This window comes from Protofrankia sp. Cas4, from assembly GCF_963555915.1.
Taxonomy (GTDB): Bacteria; Actinomycetota; Actinomycetes; order Frankiales; family Frankiaceae; genus Protofrankia.
Map to the genome: position 1 here is coordinate 47,175 of NZ_CAUVXL010000046.1, position 22,065 is coordinate 69,239.

The window sequence follows — 22,065 nt, forward strand, 5'->3', positions numbered from 1 at the left end:
ACAGTGCGCAGGGGGGATGATGGGCGGGTTTGTACTGGTAGGGTCCGGGATCGTCGTTATCCGGCTGCCACCTGCGCATGTTTGTTGTTGACCGGGAGCGGATAGCCGCCGCATTACCCCATTACGAGCTGGGCGCCGGGCTGGGTGCCGGCGGGTTCGCGCATGTCCTGGCGGGCCGGCACCGCCACCTGGAACGCGATGTCGCGATCAAAGTGTTGTCCTCGGCGAAGGAGGACGCCCCTGCCGGTTTCGCCGCGGAGGCGCGGCTGCTCGCCAGTTTTGATCATCCGCATGTGGTCCGGGTCCACGACTACGTCGAGGACGACGGCCTGTGCCTCATCGTGATGGAGCTGCTGGCAGGGGGGACTCTGACCAGTCGGCGGGCAGGCCTACCGGCCGAAGGCGCCTGCGCGGTCGCCCTGGCCGTCGCGCAGGCGCTGACCTGTGCACATTCCCAGGGCGTGCTGCACCGCGACATCAAACCGGACAACATTCTGTTCGACGCCACCGGCCTGGTGAAGGTGACCGACTTCGGGATCGCGAAACTCCTCGACGGGTCGGCGGCCACCGCGAGCCGGATCATCGGGACGGCCCAGTACATGGCGCCTGAGCAGATCCTCGAAGGCCGATTGGGGCCGGCCACCGATCTGTACGCGCTCGGTGTGCTCCTGTACGAACTGCTCGCCGGGGCGCCGCTGTTCGACCCCACACTGCCGCTGCTCGCACAGTTGCGGCACCATCTCGACACCATCCCCGCACCGCCCGCCGGGGTGCCCGCCCAGGTCGCGGAGGTGGTCATGCGGGCGCTGGCCAAGAAACCGGCCGCACGCCAGCCGTCGGCCCGCGCATTCGCCCTCGATCTTGCCCGCGCTGCCTGCCTCGTCTACGGCCCGCGGTGGACTGCCCGTTCCGGCGTCGGCCTGCGCCTCGACGACGACATCCGCGAGGCCGCCGACTACCCACCGCCGCCCATCGCTCGCGTGCCGCAGCCGCAGCCGCAGCCGCAGCCGCAGCCGCAGCCGCAGCCGCAGCCGCAGCCGCAGCCGGCGCCGCAGCCGGCGCCCGCCGATCGGACTCCGCAGCCTGTCCGGCGGGCGCCGGTTCCCGGCCTGCGCACACTCGGCCCTGCGCTGACCGGTCACCTCAGCTCGGTGTTCTCGGTGGCGTTCTCCCCGGACGGGCAGATCCTGGCCAGCGCCGGCAACGACACGACGGTGCGGTTGTGGGATGTGGCCGACCCGTCCGCGTCCCGCCGGCTGGGTGGGCCGCTGCCCGGCCATGCCGGCCCGGTGCGGGCGGTGGCGTTCGCCCCGGCCGGCCGCATCCTGGCCAGTGCCGGTGACGACAAAACGGTGCGGTTGTGGGATGTGGCCGACCCGTCCGCTCCCCGCCTGCTCGGTGAACCGTTGATCAGTCCCGCTGGTCGGGTGCGTGCGGTGGCGTTCTCTCCGGATGGCGCCACGCTGGCCAGCGCCGGCAACGGCAGGACCGTGCGGTTGTGGGATGTGGCCGACCCGTCCGCTCCCCGTCCGGTCGGAGAACCGCTGTCCGTTCCCACCGACCGGGTGGACGCGGTGGCGTTCTCTCCGGACGGTCGCATGCTGGCTTCCACCGGCGACGGCTCGGTGGTGGTGCGGTTGTGGGATGTGCGGGACCGGTCCATCCCGCGTCCACTTGGTGAGCCGTTGGCCGGTGACACCGCCAAGGTGTGGTCGGTGGCCTTCTCGCCGGACAGCGGGATCCTCGCGACCGCGGGCGGCGACAAGATGGTGCGGCTGTGGGACGTCACCGATCCGTCCGTCCCCAGGTCGATCGGTGAGCCACTGACCGGTCACGCCGGGCGGGTACGGTCGGTGGTGTTCTCCCCGGACGGCGCCACCCTGGCCAGCGCCGGTGATGACAAGGCGCTGTGGTTGTGGGACGTGGCTGATCCCGCCGCACCCTGCCCTCTCGGCGAGCCGCTGACCGGCCACACCAGCATCGTGAACGCGGTCGTGTTCGCTCCGGACGGCCGCACCCTCGCCACCTCCGGCGCGGACTTCACCGTTCGGCTGTGGGACTGCGGGTTGCCCGCCCGGGTGCCACCGCCCGCCAAGGCCCCCGCACCGGCGGCCCTGGCGGTAGCGCCGACGGTGGCCCCCGCACTGGCGGCGAAGGCCCCCGCACCGGCGGCGAAGGTGCTCGCACCGGCGGCGAAGGCCCCCGCACCGGCGGCGAAGGTGGTCGCGCCGGCATTCGGCCCCCGGCCGCTCAACCGACCGCTGACCGGCCACACCGGCCCCGTGTTCTCGGTGGCGTTCGCTCCGGACGGCCGCACATTGGCCAGCGCCGGCGGCGACAAGACGGTGCGGTTGTGGGATGTGGCCGACCCCTGCGATCCCCGCCCGCTGGGCGATCCCCTGACCGGCTATCTCAACCAGGTGCGGTCGGTGGCGTTCGCCCCGGACGGCACGATCATGGCCAGCGGCAGCGCCGACCGCAGGGTGCGGTTGTGGGATGTGGCCGATCCGTCCAGCCCCCGTCCGCTCGGCCAGCCCCTGACCGGCCACACCGACGCGGTCCTCGCGGTGGCCTTCTCCCCGGCCGGCCGCACATTGGCCACTGCCAGCGCTGTCAACGACAAGTCGGTGCGGTTGTGGGATGTGGCCGACCCGACCGCACCCCGCCCGCTGGGTGGGCCGCTGACCGGTCACGCCGACTCGGTGTTCTCGGTGGCGTTCTCCCCGGACGGCGCCACGCTGGCCAGCGCCGGCAACGACAAGACCGTGCGGCTGTGGGATGTGGCCGACCCGTCCGATCCCCGCCTGTTCGGCGATCCGCTGACCGGCCACACGAACCGGGTGCTGTCGGTGGCGTTCTCCCCGGACGGCACGATCCTGGCCAGTGCGGGCAGTGACAAGACGGTGCGCCTGTGGAAGCTGACCGGCCGGGCTGCTCCCCGTCCACTCGGCGATCCCCTGACCGGCCACACGAACCAGGTGCGGTCGGTGGCGTTCGCCCCGGACGGTCGAAGGCTGGCCACCGCCAGCATCGACACGACGGTGCGGTTGTGGGATGTGGCTGATCCCGGCGCCCCCCGTCCGCTCGGTAAGCCGTTTTCCGGCCATACCGGCACCGTGTGGTCGGTGGCGTTCGCCCCGGACGGCGCCACGCTGGCCAGCGCCGGCGACGACAGGACCGTGCGGCTGTGGGACTGCGGGTCGGCCACACCGGCCACACCGGCCGCACCGGCCACACCGGCCGCACCGGCCACACCGGCCACACCGGCCACACCGGCCACACCGGCCACACCGGCCGCTGCCACAAAGCCAGCCCCCGCCAAGAAGGCTGTCGCGGCTTCTGCCCCGGCGGCCCCGACGGTGAAGATGCCCGAGCCTGCGCCCGTCCAGAAGCCGCCCGTCCAGAAGCCGGCGGCCCGCAAGCCGATGCCCGTTCCCGACCCCCGCAGCCTCGGTCAGCGGCTGACCGGCCACACGGGCTGGGTGATCTCGGTGGCGTTCTCCCCGGACGGCCGCATCCTGGCCAGCGCCGGCGCGGACCGGATGGTGCGGTTGTGGGATGTCGCCGACCGGTCCGCTCCCCGTCCGTTCGGCCCACCCCTGAGCGGCCACACCGACCGGGTGGAGGCGGTGGTGTTCTCCCCGGACGGCACGATTCTGGCCAGCGCGAGCGCCGATCGGACGGTGCGGCTGTGGGACGTCACCGCCCGTCGCCTCCGCCCGCTCGGTGCGCCGTTGACCGGTCACACCGACCGGGTGTGGTCGGTGGTGTTCCTGCCCGACGGCCGGATTCTGGCCAGCACGGGCAGGGACGGGACGGTGCGGTTGTGGGATGTCGCCGACCGGTCCGCTCCCCGTCCGTTTGGCCCGCCCCTGGCCGGCTCCATCGGCCCGGTGCGGTCGGTGATGTTCTCGCCGGACAACCGCATCCTTGCCAGCGCCGGTGCTGACCTCAGCGGTACCGGCCCGGTGCGCCTGTGGGACGTGAGCGAACGCCGTCCCCGCCCGCTCGGTGAGCCGCTGACCGGCCACACCGGCGACGTGTGGTCGGTGGAGTTCGCCCCGGACGGGCGCACCGTGGCCACCGCCGGCGTCGACAGGACGGTGCGGCTGTGGGACATCACCGCTCCTCGTCCCCGCCTGCTCGCCCCCTTGATCGGCCACGCCGCCCGTAGCCCCCGCGTACTCGGTCCGCCGCTGACCGGTCACACCGGCCGGGTGGGGGCGGTGGCGTTCGCCGCGGATGGCTGCACCCTGGCCAGTGCCGGCGAGGACGCGACGGTGCGGTTGTGGGACATCACCGCACGGTCCGCCCCCCGTCCGCTCGGTCCGCCGCTGACCGGCCACACCGGCTGGGTGAAGGCGGTGGTGTTCGCCCCGGACGGTCGCACCCTGGCCAGTGCCGGCGACGACAGGACCGTGCGGCTGTGGGATGTGGGCTGACCCGGGGGCCTATCCCGCGTCGGGCTGGGCCGCCTCGGACTGAGCGGCGTCGAGGCGGGCGCGGGCACCGTCCAGGAAGGACTGGCACGCTCGTGCGAGCGCCTCACCGCGTTCCCACAGTGACAGCGACTCCTCCAGGGTGATGCCGCCGGCCTCCAGCCGGCGGACGACATCCTCCAGCTCCGCCCGGGCCCGCTCATACGTCTGCGGAGCCTCGTGTGTCGCCGGCGCATCCTGCGAACCTGCCACCGATACCTCCTGGGAGTCGACCGCGGCGAACCGGCGTCACCGGGGACACAGCGAACCTACGCGGCCCACCCCGACAGCCGAGTCGGGCAGTTCCGCGCTGATCCACAACTGTTGCTGCGATCTTGCTTGACGGGGATGGGGACGGTCGGCAATCGTCTCGGGACATGCGAGAGGGCGATGCGCGACAGGGTTATGCGCGAGAGGGCACCATCGACCAGCCCACCGACGAGGAGTTCGTCGACGCGCTGCCCAAGGTGGAACTACATGTCCACCTTGAAGGGTCGATGCGCCCGCAGACCCTGCTCACCCTCGCCCGCCGCCACGGCGTCGACGATCTGCCCACCGACCTCGACGGGGTGGCGACGTTCTACGAGTTCCGCGACTTCGACCACTTCATCGAGGTCTACCTGGCCGCTGTCCGGGTGTTGCGCGATGCCGGCGACTTCGCGCTCCTGGCCCGCGAGACCGCACTGGGGCTCGCAGCCCAGGGCGTCCGATATGCCGAGATCACCTTCACGCCGTTCCTGCACATCCAGCGCGGTGTCGACGCCGACGAGGTCTTCGCAGGCGTCGAGCAGGGCCGCCGCGAAGCCGAGGAGGCAACCGGTATCCAGATCCGGTGGATCACCGACATTCCGGGCCTGCCCGACATGGATCTGCGTCCCGCATCCGAGGGCACGATCGAGTTCGCGCTGAACCACCGTGAGTCCGTGATCGCGCTCGGGTTGGGCGGACCCGAGGTCGGCGTGCCCCGGCCGCAGTTCGCCGAGGTGTTCACCGCCGCGCGTGACGCCGGGCTGCACCGCATCCCGCACGGCGGCGAGACGACCGGGCCGCGCACGATCTGGGACTGCCTGGAGTACCTGCACGCCGAACGCATCGGTCACGGCATCACCGCCTGTGACGACCCGGCCCTCGTCGATCACCTGCGGGCACATCGCATTCCGCTGGAGGTGTGTCCCACCTCGAACCTGCGCACCGGGGTCGTCACCGACTATTCGGCGCATCCGCTGCCCAGGATGATCGAACTGGGCCTGCCGGTCAGCCTCAACAGTGACGATCCGCCGATGTTCGGGACCACGCTGCGGGACGAGTACCTGCACGCGCTGCGTAGCCTGGGCCTGACCCGACGTCAGGTTGCCGATCTGGCTGCGGCTGGCGTCGATCACTCGTTTGCTCCCGCCGCGGTCAAGGAGGCCATCCACGCGGACCTCGCGACGGTCGTCGAGGGCCTCAGCCGTTAGAGCCACCGGCGATTGGGGACGCCTGCGCGGGACCTGCACCGGCGGTTGCGGGGAAGGACCCGGCGGCAACCTGGATGGTCAGTTCGTCGCCGGCATCCACCTGCACCGGGTCGCGCACGATGGCGCCGTCGGCGGTCCGGTGGACCACGGCGTATCCCCGGTCCAAGGTCGCAGCCGGTGACAGCGCGTGCATCTGGGCGCGGGCGTGGGCCAGCTCACCCTCGGCCCGATCCAGGATGTGCGTCACGCCGCGTCGTGCGCGGGCCCGTAGCTCACTCACGTACCCGACCTGCCGGTCGAGCTCGCGTCCGGGAGCGGCCAGGGCGGGCCGGCTGCGCAGGGCGACCAGTCCGCGTTCCTCGTGGTTCAGCCGATGTTCGATGACCCGCCGCGACCGGTCGCGCAAAGTGACCACCAGCGCGCGCTGCTCGGCGACGTCCGGCACGACCCTTTTTGCCGCGTCCGTCGGAGTGGACGCGCGGACGTCGGCGACGAAGTCGAGCAGGGGCGCGTCCTGCTCGTGACCGATGGCGGACACCACCGCGGTGGTCGCCGCGGCCACGGCCCGTATCAACGCCTCATCGGAGAACGGCAGCAGGTCCTCCATCGACCCACCGCCCCGGGCGATGACGATGACGTCCACCTCGGGGATGCGGTCGAGCTCACGCAACGCGTCGATGACCTGCCCGACGGCGAGCGGTCCCTGGACCGCCACCTCGCGTTGCACGATCCGCACGGCGGGCCAGCGGCGGCGGGCGTTTTCCACCACGTCCCGCTCGGCCGCGCTCGCCCGTCCGGTGATCAGTCCGACGGCTCGCGGGAGGAAGGGCGGTCGGCGCTTGCGGGACGCGGCGAACAGCCCCTCGGCCGCGAGCAGGCCGCGAAGTTGTTCAAGCCGTGCCAGCAGGGCGCCCGCTCCGAGCGGGCGGATCTCCACAACGGCGAGCGCGAGGGTCCCCCGGGCGGGGTGGAAGGACGGCTTGCCCCAGACCACCACCCGGGCGCCGTCGACGAGGCCGGCGCCGATCGCCTCGCACACGGCTCGCGGGCAGGTCAGCCGCAACGAGACGTCGGCGACGGGATCGCGCAGGGTGAGGAAGACGGTGGCGAGGCCGGGCCGGCGGACGATCTCGGTGAGCTGTCCTTCCACCCATACGCGGCCAAGCCGGTTGACCCAGTCCCCGATCGCCCGGGAAATCGTGCGGACCGGTAGCGGCTGCTCCGGCGAGGAGGTGAGTGCCACCGGGCCACCGTAACGACTTCAACCGTCGATCCATGCACAAACCGCTCCCGGTGTCCGTGCAGGTTGCCGGCGTGTGACGGTTATCGTTCGGCCCTCCAGCAGGTGCCGGGCCGCGTAGACTTCCGGGCATGGGGCGGATCCTGTTGGCCAATCCGCGCGGGTACTGCGCTGGTGTCGACCGAGCGGTGCTGACGGTCGAGAAGACGCTGGAGCTGTACGGCGCTCCCGTCTACGTGCGCAAGCAGATCGTGCACAATGCCCACGTCGTCAAGACGCTGGAGGCAAAGGGCGCGATCTTTGTGGACGAGACGGACGAGGTTCCTGCCGGGGCGACCGTGGTGTTTTCTGCCCACGGTGTCGCACCGTCCGTCCATGAGGAGGCGAGGTCCCGGGAACTGCGAACGATCGACGCCACGTGCCCGCTCGTGACGAAGGTTCACGGCGAGGCACGCCGATTCGCCAAGGAGGACTTCGACATCCTCCTCATCGGCCACGAAGGTCACGAGGAGGTTGTCGGTACCACGGGCCAAGCGCCCGACCGCATCCACCTGGTGGACGGCGTGGAAGATGCGGCGGCTGTCAAGGTTCGCGATGAGTCCAGAGTCGCCTATCTCTCGCAGACCACTCTGTCGGTCGACGAGACCGAGACGACGGTGCACGCGCTGCGTGAGCGGTTCCCGCTGCTGCAGGGGCCGCCGAGTGCCGACATCTGCTATGCCACCCAGAACCGCCAGGTCGCGGTCAAGGAGATCGCGAGCCAGGTTGAGCTGATCCTTGTGGTCGGGTCGCCGAACTCGTCGAACTCCGTGCGTCTGGTCGAGGTCGCCCTCGACCACGGGGTGCCCGCGGCCTACCTGGTGGACGACGCCAGCCAGGTGGATCCGGCCTGGCTCGACGGGGTCGAGACCATCGGCGTGACCAGTGGGGCCTCTGTTCCTGAGGAGCTGGTCACCGAGGTTGTCGCCTGGCTCGCCGAACGCGGTTTCGACGATGTCGAGCAGGTGACCTCGGCCGAGGAGCATCTACTGTTCGCACTACCTCCCGAGCTACGCCGGGAAATCCGGGCCCGGGAGCGGGCGGCCAGCGCCTAGCCGGCCAAAGGGCGTGCGATCGTGGTTTTCTCGCACGCCCTTTGGCCAGCAAGGCCCCGGGGCCTATTGCTTGGATGGCCGGTGCCCCGGCCCGGCCCGGTGCCGTGCCGCCATCAGGCAGTGCAGCAGTTCCGCCTGGTTGTCGGCCTGCTGGGTGAGGGTATGGCGGGCGAGCACGTTCGCGCGGGCAGCCGCGGAGATCCGCCGGCCATGAGCAGGATCGCCGAGCAGCTCGCTCAGGCGACGGGCGAGATCATCGACGTCCCCCGTGCGGGCGAGCAGCCCGGTCACGCCGTCCGTCACGATTTCCGGAATCCCGGCTGTCGGAAACGCCACAACCGGTGTTCCACAGGCCTGTGCTTCCAGAACGCTCAGCGGTAGACCTTCCAGACTGGACGCGAGCACCAGGGCGTCGCACGCCCGTAGCAGGTCCGCGACATCCGTGCGCGGGCCGAGGAAACGTATCCGCAGGCCGAGCAGGCTGGCTCCGAGTTCGCGCAGCGTCCCCGCGTGCGCCGGATCGAGGCTCGGCGTGCCCGCGACGGCGAGTTGAGTGCAGGCGAATCGCCCGGGTAGCGCGGCTACCGCTCGGATGACGGTGTCCACGCCTTTGCGCGGGTCGAGCCGGGACAGCGCCAGTACCACGGGGGCGGACGGATCGGCCGCCAGCTGGGCACGTATCTCGGGGTCGGCGGCTCCCGGGCGCATCGCATCCGTGTCCACCCCGTTGCGGATCACCTGGGTACGGCGGGCTGCCTCGGGCGGCAACGACGCCGCCACCGCGTCACTGACCGCGACCGACGCCTGGGCGCCGCGTACCGCCAGACCCCGCAGCCGCCCGATCAGATCCGGTTCGTTCTCCTCATGCAGGTGCAGGACAACCGCTCGGCTGGCCAGCCGACCCGCCAGCACGCATTCCAGATGGGACCAGTGGCTGTTCGCGTGCACGACATCCACGTCGAGCAGGCGCGCGAGTGCGGCGGTGCGTCGGGCGAGGACGGCGGTCCGCCCAAGCTCCCGGACCGCGTTGGCCGGGCTGAGGCGGCCGGCCGGTGTGCGTATCCCGCGGTCGTCGGGCGCGGCCAGCACGACGTGCAACAGTCCGCTGGCCCGCCATGCCGCGGCCGTCGCACTGCCGGCAGGGGCCGCGAGGATCTGTTCGACGCCACGGTCGCGCAGCAGCGGCGCGAGCCGCAGCAGATAACGCTGCGCCCCCCAGACTCCCTCACCCTGCTCGACAACCAGCACCCGGCAGCGTGCCGGCTCCGGCTCCGGCGCCAGGGGCGCCAGGGGCGCCAGGGGCACCATCGGCACCTGCGGCGCCAGCGGTGTCGCTGGGTCCAGGACGGTCGTGGATGTGGTCACCGGTTTGTTCCTGACACCGACGACGGGCCGGTGACCGTGCGGCCCGGATCGGTCAGCAGGTCAAGCGGGCCGGCGCACAGCAGGTCGATCGCGGCGGCCACAGCGGACCGGGGGAAGCTCGACGGGTGGAAGGTGGCGGTGACCGACACCGCGCCGCGTAGCTCGACGAACTTCACGGATATGACGTCGCTGCCCCCGGGCGTGGACGCCGAGTACACCTGGGGGGCATCCGGGCCGGGATCCCCGCCCGCCGATCCGCCGATCCAGCTGAGCTGTTCGAAGCGCGGCACCCGTCCCAGGTGGTTGAGCACCAGGCACGGATGTGCCGGCGAGTGGGCGTCGGTCGGTAGCGATGCCGCTGGCAGCCGTTGTCGATACCCGCGCACGGCAATGAGACATAGCGTGGCCAGAGATCGACCAGATGTGACCGTTTGGCGCAGTGTCCGGCTGATGGCGACCGGATCGACCGGATTGACCGGGGCCATGTGCAGACCCACCGCGAAGTTGCCGGCGACGGTCGCGTCGGCCGGCAGGAAGCGCCGGTTGTCGATCAGCGTGAACACGCCGGCACCGGCGGGTGGTCCCAGCCCACAGCGGTCGAACGCGACCCGGGCCGCGGCGAACAGGACGGCGGCGCTGGTCGAGTCGGGGGCGTGCGCGTCGCGCCAACTGCGGATGTCGGCCAGCGTCGACCCGGGGCTGCGTCGTGCGACAACCGCCGGCGCGGCGTCGGCCGGTCGGCTTGGAGCGTTCCCGGCTGCCGCCGCCGGCATCCGCCCGGTGCGGGCGGGAGCTGCGCTCTTCGGCGGACTGGACCGTGCATCACGCACCGTCGCCAGTAGGCGGCGCGGATCACGACCGTAGAAGCGGATGAGCGCCCGCGCCAGCGGCAGCGCCGTCTCATCCCCGGTCAGCGCCACCGGTGGGTCGCCGTCGAGGCCGGCGCGCAGCAGGGCGGGGAAAGCGTTGGTACTCAACCAGCCGTCGCCGAGGCAATGGGCCATCGACAGTGCCGCGTACCGACGTCCGACATAGATCTGGAACGGCAGTGTCGGCACCGCGGATGTGTAGAGGCGTTCGATATGGCCGGCGAGGTCGTCCTGATCGGGATCGTCCATCGGAACGATAGTCGCCACGCAGTGGCGGCGTATGTCACCCGCCGAGGTCGGTATCCACTTTGTCGAGCTCGGGTCGAGCCTGCGGAACAGCCGATGGTCCGGTTTCATGGTGAACAGTTGCTCCGCGGCGACCCGGACCGCGGTCACGTCCGGCATTTCGGCCGGGCCGGCGAGCATGATGTGCCGCCGGCCTATCCAGGCACGGTCACGACCGGCCATACGCATGAAGGTCATCCTCTTCTCCACTGTCGCGGATTCTGTTGTTGTGAACTCTGGCCGGGTGCGATCGGCGGCTGAGCGCGGCGGCGACCACCGCTGTGACGCTCTGTGCGACAGCCCAGGCCAGACCGACACCGGCCAGCCCCAGTGGCTTGGCGAAGTGCCAGGTACCCGTAGTCACGAGCACCGCGGGAATGGCCTGCAGGATGACGATCCGGCCGACCTGGCGCCGCGCCCTCGCCGCACAGACGGCCAGCACGGTCACGGCTCGGGCCATACCGCCGAGGAGCAGCAGCCGCAGGACGGTGCTGGCCTGCTCGGCGTAGGTCGCCCCGAAGATCCTTAGGATCAGTGGAGCCCCGGCGATGCCGGCGGCGCCGACCGCCGCTACCACCGGCAGGACCCGGCGCAGTAAGGCCCTGTGCAGGGCGTCGACGTCGGCGCCGGGCTGGGCGCCTTCGACGGTCAGCGAGATCCCCATGCCGACTGTGATCAGGTCGACCGACACCGTCAGCATCCAGGCGATGCCGAACGCGCCGCCGGCGTTTGAACCCATCCGGACCACGACGAGTACCGGCAGGAAGGTCGTCGCGATCTGGGCGAAGACCATTCCGACGGCGTCACCGGACAGGAAGCGGAACACCGCCGTAGCCCCGATCGGCAGCCTGGCGGCTCTGGGTCTGGGTCTGGTTCTGGGCCCGGCCGATGTGGCGTTGGCCGGTGGAAGCAGACGTGTCCACAGCAGCCAGGAGACGCCCGCGATGAAGACCACAGGTGGCAGCGCCCACGAGCCGAAGAGCCCGAGCGCACCACACTGCCCGAGGGCGGCCAGCGTAGCCAGCGTCGCGAGCTTGGTGGTGCTGTAGGCGACGTTCTCGATCGGCACCCAGACTGCGGCACGTAGGCCTGTCAACACGCTGTCCTGCAAAGAGAAGATCGACCATAGCGCGACCGCCAGGGTGAAGCCGATCGCCGCGCCGGGGCGTCCCAGCACTGCCAGGGCCGGGCTCATCCTGGGGGCTACCAGCACGAACACTGTGCCCAGGAGCAGGCTTGCGCCGCTCGCCACGCCATAGCCGATCAGTACCAGGGCTCGGGCGGATGTCCCGGCGCTCGGGAGAAACGTCGCGAACGCGCTGCCGAAGCTGAACTGGGCGAGGGTGGACAGGGCACTGAGCGCTGCGACCAGGGCCGTGACCTCACCGACCGTGGCCGGGGTGGCGCTGCGCGCGGCGAGTATCCAGTACCCGCTCCCCACCAGAGAGGACACCCCGCTGTTGACGACCAGGGCCAGTCCGTTGCGGTACAGGACGCTGCGGTCAAGGACGCTGCGGTAGAGGACACCGCGCCGGGTGGCCGTTCGCGGGGCGCGGGTTCGTGGGGACCGCCATTCAGGGACGGCATTCGCCGAAACCGTGTTTCCGCGCGTCGCCCGGTGTCGGCCCCGCTGCCGCGGATTTCGGTAGTCGCGCTGTTGCTGTTGCTGTTGCTGTTGCTGTTGCTGCTGTTGCTGTTGCCGGCGCCTCCCGGAGTGAGCCGGTAGCCCGACCGTCATCACCGGTTTGCCTGGTAGGTGTAAATGCGGGCGGTCGGGCTGGTGAAGAAAACCTGGAAGCGTGGCGAGCGCGCGACCGCGTCCTCCAGGGAGTTCAACGCTCCCGGTGGCGTGAGCCCGAAGACATCGGCATAGACGTCCTGCGAGGTCGCGAACGCAAGATACCCATGGGTGGAGTACTGCCGCAGCACCGCGACGACATCGTCGAGGTCGGCCGCGCCCAGCTGGCGGTTGCGGAACCTGACCGCGTGCAGCAGGTTGGGGTCGTCATCACTTCCTGGACTCCGAAATTCCGGGTATCTCGGGCCGTACCGGAGGGGAAAGTCGGGGCCGGCGAGAAGGAGGACAGACCCCGTTGCGGCATGGGTGTCGAAGTAGTCGGCGGCCCGGACGGTATCCGGCGTCATGATGTTGATTTCCTCCTGCCCGGTGAACGCGGGCAGGAACATGGCGACCAGAGCGCCGGTCACGATGCTGACCGATGGCATCTGGCGCAGGCGCCATCCGCCGTCGGTGGGTTCGAGGGCGAGGGCGCCGAGAACGGATGCGAACGGCAGGGCGAACAGCACGACCCGCAGCGACGCCTCGCCGCCGTAGTTCTGGGCGAACACGATCCCTACGGGGACCACCGCGAGCACCAGCGCGATCCCGACCGCGCGTTCCCCCCGGCGCAGGCCACGCCAGGCGCCGATGATGGCCAGCAAGCACACGGAGGCCGTGAGTGCGTACCCGGCGCGCGCATTGAAGATTTTTCCGGGCTGGGGGGAGAACTCGTGGACGTGCGCGTTCGTGGCGTTGGCAACCGGGTTCGCTCCGGAAAGCAGGCCGAAATTGTGCTCGACGTAACCGAGGTTCGGCGCGAGCCAGGCCAGGGCGAGTCCGGCCAGCACAAGTGTCAGCCACCGTGGCCGGAGGTATCCCGCGACACTCAATGCGCCCATTCCGGCGACGATCAGGTACGGAGTGAGCTGGTGGCTGACGACCACCGCTGCCTGTAGCATGCAGATGATCGTGATGGCCGTCCGTCGCGCGGCTTTCCCGGTAACCGCGGTGAGCTCGACGGTCGGCTGCCGGGTGCCCAGGAACCGCAGCGCGACCAGATACAGACCGAGGCCCATTGTGAGCCCGAATGCCTGCGGGGCGAAATAGCTCTGACCCACCCAGTTTGTGACGACGAAAAGGAAAGCGGCCATGGCGGCGGTGCGGGTACGGCCGGTCAGGGTCCGTGCGGTCGCGGCGACTATGCCGGCCTGGACGAGCGGAAAGAAGACCTCGGCCCAGGCCGCGTATGTCACCGGATTGCGCTGACCGGCGAGCCGGCCGAACAGCGTGGCGACCGCAAAGAATCCCGGCCACCGATGGTAGATGTCGATTCCGGGGTCGATACTGCCGTGTACGTCGATGTACCGGACGACGCCGATGTGCTTGTACACCCATGGGTAGTGTGGAACGTCCGCGCACAGTGGCACCGTCCCGTAGAGGACGACCACGGTTGCGGTGAGGAAACCGGCGAGCAACCACGGTCTCGACCGCCGCTGGCACAGCGCGCCCGCGTGTCCGATGACCAGCAGGGCGAGTCCGGCGTACCAGCGCACGGGCAGGGCCGGCGGCAGGCCGTAGTCCCCGAGGGAGTCCATCCGGATGCCGCCAAGGGACGTCGCCCACATGATGATGCCGGTGGTGCCCACCGTCATGGTCAGTGTGAGCCCGCCCAGATTCCGGGCCGCAGCGGTCGAGCCCGTAACTGTCGAGCCCGTAACTGTCGTGCTCGTGGTCGTGCTCGTGCTCGTGGTCGTGGTCGTGGTCGTGGTCGTGCTCGGGAGCGGGACCGACGCCAACGGTTGGGTCAACGTGTGGATCGGCGGGTTGGCGGTCATCCCCGGTGTCTCCGCTGCCGTTCGGGGGCCGTCGCGGACAGTTCGCCGAGCGCTCGCCGAAGATCCCAGGCGAGCACGCCGCTGGATGCGAGTCCGAGGCAGCTCAGGAGCGCCTCCGGGTTCCACCAGCCGACCTCGATGGTGACCACCGCCACGAGGGTTAGCGTAGCGAGGCTGACGCTTACCGTAACTGCGAGCCACGTAAGGACATCGTCCAAACGGAGCGTGGTCAGTGCTGCCGCGCCGGGCAGCAGCACTGTGGCCAGCAGAGCCAGCACGGTCCGCACCGGTGAGTGCGTGCCGGTGCCGGCCGCCAGCAGGGTCAGCACGGCAAGCGCCAGCAGGGCGCAGTCCACCGCGCATCGACGCCGCGGTTCGGTCACGTGTCTGCTCCTGTGTTCATCAGGTCACGCGGATCGCCCGCGGATGGGATCTGTGGCGAGGGGGTCGGGCCGGGCTGGCCGTCGGTGGGCTGGCCGCCGGTGGGCTGGCCGCCGGTGGGCAGGCATCCGGTGGGCGTTGTGCGGGCGGTGATCCGGCGTGCCAGACCGGGAGCGACGAGCAGGGCGCCCACGCTGTGCGCGGCGAGCCAGGCGGACGCCGCCCCGGTGGTGCCCCACCACCGGGTCAGCGGGAAGAGTGTCAGGAAAAGCACGAACAGTGACATGACTTGGATGGCGCAGCTGCGCCGGCTCAGTCCGTCCAGGCGCCACAGCACGCAGCGCAGCGTCACCGCGGCCTGCGGGATACTCGCGACGAGCAGCAGCCGCAGCGCGGTGGTGCCGCCGTTGACGTAGGTCCGGCCGTACGGGGCGAGCAGCAGCGGAGCCGCGATCACCGCCAGTGCCACGCCCGCCAGTAACCCGGGTCCGAATCGGCGCAACGCCGACCGGGTGAGGGCCGTGGCCGTGTCCACGGCGCTGGCTGCCTGGATGGTCAGGGACAGGCCCACGGACAGGACAAGCGACTCGACCGCCAACACAATCGTGAACCCGACCGAGAAGGATGCGTTCGCGTCGTCTCCGCACCAGGCCAGGACGCCGAGCGGTACCGCCACCACGCCGGTCTGCGCGGCCAGCAGCGCCCCGTAGTCCCAGGCGAGAAAGCGCAGTAGCGCCGATCGCGCGGGCTTGTCCGGGCGTCGGGTACGGCTGCGCGGGCCGTCGACCAACCCGCGGCGCAGCAGCCAGCTGCCGATCGGCACGGTCAGGGCGGCCATCGGCAGGACCCACGCGAGGAAGACCGCGTGGGAGCTGCCCATTCGGGTCAAGATGATCAATAGGAGTATCTTGGCGAGCCCGAACACGGTGTTCTCCACCGGGACCCAACCGGCCCGACCGACCGTGGCGAGCACCGAGTCCTGCAGGGCGAACAGCGTCCAAAGGGCCGCGGCCACCGGAAACAGCACCTCGAGGCCGGGGTCCGCGTGCAGGAAGCCCAGCCCCCTGGACACCGCCGGCCCGACCAGGACGACCGCTCCGCCGATCATGAGCGCGGCCGTGCCGCCGAGACCGAAGGAGAGCCCGACCATCCGCCGCCGGCCCGGTGTGATCGGCAACAGCCGGGGCAGCGTCGCGTTCAGGTTGAGATCGGCGACAGCCCCGATCGTCTGCATGACAACCACCAGGACCGTGTCCCGTCCGATCTGGGCGGGCGGGCACAGCCGGGCGGCGATGACCCAGAAGGCCACGCCCAGCGCCGATGTTGCCACGGTCGTGGTCATCAACGCGTTCGCGGTCCGTACCAGGGCCCGTTCCCGGTCGGCCGGGCCGCGGTGGCCGTGGCCGTGGTGTGCGCTCACGTCCATGGTGATACCGGCTGGTCGTCGGTCGGCCGGCGCTCGGTCGACCGGTCGTGAGCTGCCCGGTGGCGGGACCGCAGATAACACGCCGGACCAGCGGCCATCCCGGCAAGCTCGTGAAACCAGAGCCGGCGCATGGGCAGTTCGGCTGGAGCGGCCGCGCGGTGACCGGCGGCCGGTGGCCGCCACGGTGTGTCGGTGACCCTGCGGCCGGTCCGTCGCCGACTCGCCCGTAGGTGACCGACCCCGGCGGGGATCGCGACGAGCAGGCCCGGAGCCGTGGCAGGGTCAAGCAGGTACTTGAAGAGGAACGAGGTCAGCCCGGTGCCGTAGCCGAAAAGCTGCCGGCGCAGCGCATCCAGATCGGCCCGGTGACTGTGCCAGACCAGTGCCGCCGGCTCATAGGCGACGGCGTGTCCGGCCAGCAGCAGGCGGACGAAGACGTCGAGGTCCTCGCCGCCGGCCGACGCGGTGCCCGCACCGAGGGCCGCGTCGAAGCCGCCGACGCCACGCAGCGCATCGCGGCGAAACGCCATGTTCGCGCCAGTACCGAACGCCCCCGCGCTGTACGGGTACAGCGGGCCCGGCCGTCGGGACCGATCGAGGTCGAACAGCGTTGGCCGGCAGCTCGTCGCCCATGACACGCGGGCGTCGAAGTACCGTTCCGCCGGGCTGTCCAGAGTGGCCGCGGCGACGAGTCCGGTGACGCAGGCCACATCGGGCCGGCGCTCGAAGCCGCGCACCAGGCCGCGGATCCAGCCGGCGTCCACGGTCACGTCGTCGTCGGTAAAGGCGACGATCTCACCGCTCGCGGCGCTCAGACCCGCGTTGCGCGCCCGTGAAAGCCCTGGCCGCGGCTCCACGACATACCGGAACCGGGGGTCGCCGGCGGTATGGGTGGCGAACATGGTCCGGGTCGCACGGTCGGTCGGCGCGTTGTCGACGATGACGACGTCGAGCCGGGGCCAGTCCAGGGCGCGCAGCGAGACCAGGCTGGTGGCGAGCTGAGTCGGACGGTCACGGGTGCACACCACAACACTGACCGCCGGGGTCGACACCGTCCGGCGGCATGCATGACTGACGGTGATCGGGGGCGCCAGGGCCGGTTCCGGTTCCGGTTCGGGTGCGGGTGCGGGTGCCGGTTCTGGCAGCTGGGCGAGCCCGTCGGCGTCCAGGTGAGCGCGGATGGCGTCGCCGAGCTGACCGGCGGCCAGCGCCCGCACCGTCACGTCATCAAGGACGTCCTCGTCGAGATCGACATGCAGGAAGCCGAGCGGTGTGCCGTGCAGGCGGATCAGGACGCGGGCCTCGCGGTACGGCTCGCCCGCGGCGTCGAGCGGCTCGGGCGGGATGACTGTCGGTGCGGCCAGCTCGACCTCCCCGCACCAGATCAGCCTGTTCGCCGATGCCGACCCACCTGTGGTGGCAGCTGGCGCCGGCCGGTCCAGGAGCGCATTCGCGAGGTAGGCACCCGGACCCCGGACGATCCCGGCCAGCTCCGCGGCGGACAACGATCGTGGATAGCCGTGTTGCTTGCCCAGGTTCTTAGGGCTGTTCGGATCGACCATGTGGCGTAGTCCGTGCGGCGCTCGTCGCAGCAGCTCGCGCCGTTCCCGCGGCCGGGTCAGCAGCCGTTTGGTGACCATCGCACCGAGACCGATGCCGTAGCCGTGCACCTGCCGGCGCAGCTGCGCCTGGCTCCGCCGGTGTGCATGGCGGACCAGCGCGGCCGGTTCGTAGACGAGGGCGTGTCCGGCCATCACCACCGACAGGTGCATGTCGAGGTCCTCGCCTCCGCGCGCACGCGTCCCCGCGCCCAGCCGGATGTCGAACCCGCCCAAGGCCCGCAGCACGTCCGCGCGAAACGCGCTGTTCGCGCCGCTGCCGAACACCCCGGCCGCGAACGGATACAGGAGGTCGTCCCCTCGATGCTCACGAAGGTCGAAGCGGTGGTGTTCGAAGCCCTTCCCGAAGCCACCGAACCGTTCGAAGAGCACCTGGGCGTCGGTGTCGAGCGCGAGCGGCATGATCAGTCCGGTCGCGCAGGCCACCCGCGGGTCGACAAAGCCCGCCAGCAGGAATTCCAGCCAGCGGCGGTCGACCTCGATGTCGTCATCGGTGAACACGACCAGCGGCGTCGAGATCGCGGCGAGACCGGCATTGCGGGCGCGGGAGAGTCCCGCGGCGGGCTCGGCCACGTAGCGGATGTCGGCGAGCCCGGCCCGCCGCAGCAGTGCCGGCACCCCGCTGTCACGCGGTCGGTTGTCGACCACGACGATGTCCGCCGGGCGTACCGTCTGGGCGGTGATGCCCGCCAGCGTGCGGGTCAGTGCCGCTGATGCGCAGCAGGTTGTCACGACCACTGTCGCGGATTGTCCCGGCGACACCGGTCGACACACATCCGACTCACCGAGCCCACCGAGCCCACCGAGCCCACCGAGCCCACCGAGCCCACCGAGCGGCAGGACGGGCGGGACGGTGAGACCGTCGGCACGCAGGTGGGCCGAGATCCGTGCTCCCAGGGCGTCCTCGATCAGGCCGGCGAGCTGGCGCGCCGGCAGTCCGGCCGGGCCGGCCGGGTCGCTCGATACCGCAACCACCCCGAGCGGTCGGCCGTGCAGCCGCACCAGGACGCGCCCCGGCCGCTCGTCGGTGAGCACGGGGATGGGGCCGGACAGTTCGACCTCGTGCAGGGCGGCCGGGCCGTCGGCAAACGGCGACCAACTTCGATCGCGGCGTGCGACGGGCGGGCTGGCGCGCTGCCCGGAGCACTCGGGTGATCGCTGGCTGGGGAGGTCCGGTCCGGCCCCGGCACCGGCTCGATCGGTGCCGATGTCGGCTCGATCGGTGGCTACCCGGCGCGTCACCGCGGATCTCCTGCGACCCGGACCACCGCGGGCGCCGGCGCCGGCGGCGGCGGCGATTGCAGCACCCGGGCACGGATCCGGCGAGCTGATCGCCAGGCCCGGGTGCGCAGCAGTTCCCCACCCGGCGCGGGCGGACCGTCCCCGTCCAACCAGCTGCGTAGCCGGGCGTCAGAGGTGCTCGCCGCGACGGTGAGCCGGGCGATGGCCAGGGTGTCGTCGGCCGCGTGCGACAACGCGTTGCGCACCGCGCAGGCGGAGTTGAAGCCTGCCTCGGCGACCGCGGCCCGGGTCCGCCGGTCATAGTTGCCGTGCGGGTAGGCGAACGAGGCGACGGGCGCGCCGGTGCGGCCGGTCAGGTGGCGGCGCGACGTGACGATGTCGTTTTCGAGATCGGGGCCGGCCAGCTCATCGAGGCGTCGGTGGGTGTGGCTGTGCGCGCCGATCTCCACGCCGAGTGCGGCCAGTACGATCAGATCCTGTTCGCGCAGCATTCCCGGTTGGCCGATCCACGATGTCGTCACGTAGACAGTGGCGGCCCCGATGCCCGCGGCCAGCCGCCGGCACGCGGCAAAAGTGTCGGCGTAACCGTCGTCGAACGTGATGACAATCGTGTCCTCGGATGGAGATCCGGCCCGCAGCGCGCCGGCGTACTGCGACACGGTCATCGGTGTGCGGCCGCATTCCGCGATGAAGTGACAATGCCGGTCGAACGCGTCGGTACTGACCGTCCACCGGCCCAGACCCGGCCGCGGATGGTCGGAAACAGCATGGTAGAGCAGGACGGGGATCATTAAGCGCTCCGGTGCGAATCGGCGACGCGGGTCGCGTTGCCGGAATTTCGCCATGGGAAGTACCGGCCGTGGACATATCCAGCGGTGGTGATTCCCAGACCCGTGACGGTCGCACCCACGCGCGTCCAGTGGCGGGGTGCGCCGAGATCGCGGTATAGCGCCCGGGGGAGAACCCGGCGTATGTAGTCCTTCTCGCTGGCCAGCGCCGCGTTGTCGCCGACGTTGCGGGCCACCGCGGCCTTGGACAGGCCCTCGGCATAGCAACGGGCCCGGAAGTACCGCCAGGTTGTGCGTTCCCGGGTGACGCGGTGGCCTACCCGCGCCAGCGGCTGGTAAAGCAGGACCGCGGTCGGATCGTATGCGCGCAGCCGGATTGCGAACTCGGTCTCCTCACAGCCCAGCGGTCGGGCACCGAGGCGACCGAGTCCGTCGGTAAAGCCACCCACCTGATCGAAGACCGTTCGCCGGAATGACATGCCGGCACCGATGGGGTTTCGGACCGGTGCGCTGGCCGTGGGCAGTCCGGTGTAGCTGCATCCGACCACCCAGTCGAATTCCGGTGGGAACCATGATGGGCGGTTCGACGGCCAGCGGGGCTCGGCCAGCCCGCCGACACCGGCGATGGTCGGGTCGGAATACGGAGCCAACAGGTGCGCCAGCCACGCCGGTTCAGCCTCGGCGTCGTCATCAAGGAAGGCGATGACGTCGCCGGTGGCGGCCGCGATACCGGTGTTACGGGCTCCGGACAGACCCTGGTGGCCGTTGTTGACCATGACATTGACGCCGGGCAGGCCGGCTGCCGCACGTCGGTGCAGCTCGCGGTTGTGGTCAATGACGACGATGATTTCGTGGGCGGGAGCGGTCTGGGCCGAAAGGCTCGCCACGGCCCGTTCCAGATCCGCCCACCGGTCTTCGGTGTATGCGCAGATCACGACGGACGCACATGGTGTGGACCGGCCGTCGACGGCTGTCATGCGTAGCTCGCCGAGGTGGTGCCGGCCAGGTCGGGGTGGTCGCCGGTGCCCTGCTGGTGGGGGCTGCCCGCGGTCGACGTACCAGGCGTACCAGGCGTACCAGGCGTACCAGGCGTACCAGGCGTACCAGGGGAGACGACGGTGCCGTGCGCGGCGGCCCGAGCGACTGGAACGTCGTGCCGACGTAGCCGCTCGGACACGATCGTGCGCAGTACCCGCAGCCCGTCGCTGCCGGCTCGCAGGTTTGACTCGCCGTGAACACGGGGCTGCTCGAAACTGCCCACCTCGGTGATGCGCAGGCCAGCCATTGCCACCCGCAGCATGATCAATGTTTCGATCTCAAAGCCGTCACCCCATTGGCGAACTCCGCCATGCCGGCCGGGCTCGAGCCCCAGCGCGGGTAGGCATGCGCGGGAGAAGGCGTTGTAGCCATAGCAGAGATCGGTGAAGCGTCGGCGGAACAACAGATTGGCCAGGACGCACAGGCCGCGGTTTCCCAGCCGGCGGGTGCGGGTGATGTCAGCGCTGCCACCGCCGTGGGCGAAGCGCGTTCCCTTGGCGAAGTCCGCTCCGTTCCGAAGGGCGTCGAGGAAGTCTGCGATCTCACCGGGATCCGCCGAACCGTCGGCGTCCAGCATGACGATGAAGTCGCCGGTGGCGGCGGCGAAGCCGCAGGCAAGAGCGTTCCCCTTACCGCGTCGTGTCTGGTGCACGACGACTGTGTCAGGGCGGAGTTCGCATGCGATCCGCACGGTGTCGTCACTGGACCGGCCGTCCACCAGGATTATCTCCGCGTCCGGTGGCAGCCGGCGGAAGACGTCGGGTATGTTTTTCGCCTCGTTGAGCGTTGGAATAACGATGCTAACCGAGAGAGGGGCCACTGGACGCCGCAACGTCTCGAACAACGGATATCCTCCGATTTAGGCCACGGGGAAACAGGTTGTAGCGGAGTCGACCGGTCTCGCGAGCATGCCCTTGGCTCCGGGCGCGCGAGACAAACGTCTTTGCAGGGTGCTTACTACCGGCCGGGCGGCCGGTACCGTCGTGGGAGATTTCCGTTCCCGGGGCGTGCTTCGGACGCCAGCTGCCCGGCGCGCGTGACGCCTGTGGCGCGCGTGACGCGGGTGACGCGACAAACGACGTGCGTTCCGTCGCCGGTTACCGGGCGAGTTCCCGGGCGAGCGTTGCCCATCCGACAGTTGATTTACAGCAGAAGTCTGGTTGACGTT

At 70.6% G+C, this 22,065-nt stretch carries 15 protein-coding genes; 3 read left to right on the top strand and 12 right to left on the bottom strand.

Annotated features, from left to right (window positions below):
- The first annotated feature begins 77 nt into the window (after positions 1-77).
- Complete coding sequence (locus U9979_RS04805) at positions 78-4,442, top strand: serine/threonine-protein kinase (RefSeq protein ID WP_322778421.1); 4,365 nt, start codon at positions 78-80, stop codon at positions 4,440-4,442.
- A gap of 9 nt (positions 4,443-4,451) precedes the next feature.
- Here U9979_RS04805 and U9979_RS04810 read toward each other — a convergent pair whose 3' ends face one another.
- Positions 4,452-4,691 (bottom strand): exodeoxyribonuclease VII small subunit, encoded by a 240-nt coding sequence (locus tag U9979_RS04810; protein WP_322778422.1) that lies wholly within the window; start codon positions 4,689-4,691, stop codon positions 4,452-4,454.
- Between the two features lie 164 nt (positions 4,692-4,855).
- Between U9979_RS04810 and add the strand changes: the two genes are divergently transcribed.
- Complete coding sequence (gene add, locus U9979_RS04815; protein ID WP_322778423.1) at positions 4,856-5,935, top strand: adenosine deaminase; 1,080 nt, start codon at positions 4,856-4,858, stop codon at positions 5,933-5,935.
- Here add and xseA read toward each other — a convergent pair.
- Positions 5,925-7,178, bottom strand: coding sequence for an exodeoxyribonuclease VII large subunit (xseA, locus tag U9979_RS04820; RefSeq protein WP_322778424.1), 1,254 nt, complete (start codon positions 7,176-7,178; stop codon positions 5,925-5,927). The two genes, add and xseA, sit on opposite strands and share 11 nt — an antisense overlap.
- A gap of 128 nt (positions 7,179-7,306) precedes the next feature.
- On the opposite strand from xseA, the gene U9979_RS04825 reads away from it, so the two are divergent.
- Positions 7,307-8,269 carry a 4-hydroxy-3-methylbut-2-enyl diphosphate reductase gene (locus U9979_RS04825; protein ID WP_322748873.1) on the top strand — a complete coding sequence of 321 codons (963 nt, stop codon included), beginning with the start codon at positions 7,307-7,309 and terminating at the stop codon, positions 8,267-8,269.
- 63 nt (positions 8,270-8,332) lie between these two features.
- On the opposite strand, the gene U9979_RS04830 is transcribed toward U9979_RS04825, so the two are convergent.
- From U9979_RS04830 to U9979_RS04875, 10 genes are read right to left on the bottom strand one after another with little or no spacing between them, the layout of a single operon-like run.
- Complete coding sequence (locus tag U9979_RS04830) at positions 8,333-9,634, bottom strand: glycosyltransferase family 4 protein (RefSeq protein WP_322778425.1); 1,302 nt, start codon at positions 9,632-9,634, stop codon at positions 8,333-8,335.
- The gene (locus tag U9979_RS04835) at positions 9,631-10,986 is read right to left on the bottom strand and encodes a hypothetical protein (protein WP_322778426.1); all 1,356 of its coding nucleotides are present in this window, start codon (positions 10,984-10,986) and stop codon (positions 9,631-9,633) included. The genes U9979_RS04830 and U9979_RS04835 overlap by 4 nt, the downstream gene beginning before the upstream one ends.
- Entirely contained in the window at positions 10,958-12,526 is a 1,569-nt protein-coding gene (locus tag U9979_RS04840; protein WP_322778427.1) for a hypothetical protein, read from the bottom strand. Before U9979_RS04840 ends, U9979_RS04835 begins: the two co-directional genes overlap by 29 nt.
- Entirely contained in the window at positions 12,526-14,403 is a 1,878-nt protein-coding gene (locus U9979_RS04845) for a hypothetical protein (protein ID WP_322778428.1), read from the bottom strand. The genes U9979_RS04840 and U9979_RS04845 overlap by 1 nt, the downstream gene beginning before the upstream one ends.
- The gene (locus U9979_RS04850; protein ID WP_322778429.1) at positions 14,400-14,786 is read right to left on the bottom strand and encodes a hypothetical protein; all 387 of its coding nucleotides are present in this window, start codon (positions 14,784-14,786) and stop codon (positions 14,400-14,402) included. The genes U9979_RS04845 and U9979_RS04850 overlap by 4 nt, the downstream gene beginning before the upstream one ends.
- Positions 14,783-16,210, bottom strand: a complete 1,428-nt coding sequence (locus tag U9979_RS04855; protein ID WP_322778430.1) for a hypothetical protein — start codon at positions 16,208-16,210, stop codon at positions 14,783-14,785. Before U9979_RS04855 ends, U9979_RS04850 begins: the two co-directional genes overlap by 4 nt.
- Positions 16,201-19,071, bottom strand: coding sequence for a glycosyltransferase (locus U9979_RS04860; RefSeq protein WP_322778431.1), 2,871 nt, complete (start codon positions 19,069-19,071; stop codon positions 16,201-16,203). Before U9979_RS04860 ends, U9979_RS04855 begins: the two co-directional genes overlap by 10 nt.
- Positions 19,068-19,862, bottom strand: a complete 795-nt coding sequence (locus U9979_RS04865; RefSeq protein ID WP_322778432.1) for a polysaccharide deacetylase family protein — start codon at positions 19,860-19,862, stop codon at positions 19,068-19,070. The genes U9979_RS04860 and U9979_RS04865 overlap by 4 nt, the downstream gene beginning before the upstream one ends.
- Positions 19,862-20,836, bottom strand: coding sequence for a glycosyltransferase family 2 protein (locus tag U9979_RS04870; protein WP_322748882.1), 975 nt, complete (start codon positions 20,834-20,836; stop codon positions 19,862-19,864). The genes U9979_RS04865 and U9979_RS04870 overlap by 1 nt, the downstream gene beginning before the upstream one ends.
- The gene (locus tag U9979_RS04875; RefSeq protein ID WP_322748883.1) at positions 20,833-21,741 is read right to left on the bottom strand and encodes a glycosyltransferase family 2 protein; all 909 of its coding nucleotides are present in this window, start codon (positions 21,739-21,741) and stop codon (positions 20,833-20,835) included. Before U9979_RS04875 ends, U9979_RS04870 begins: the two co-directional genes overlap by 4 nt.
- Positions 21,742-22,065: the final 324 nt, after the last annotated feature.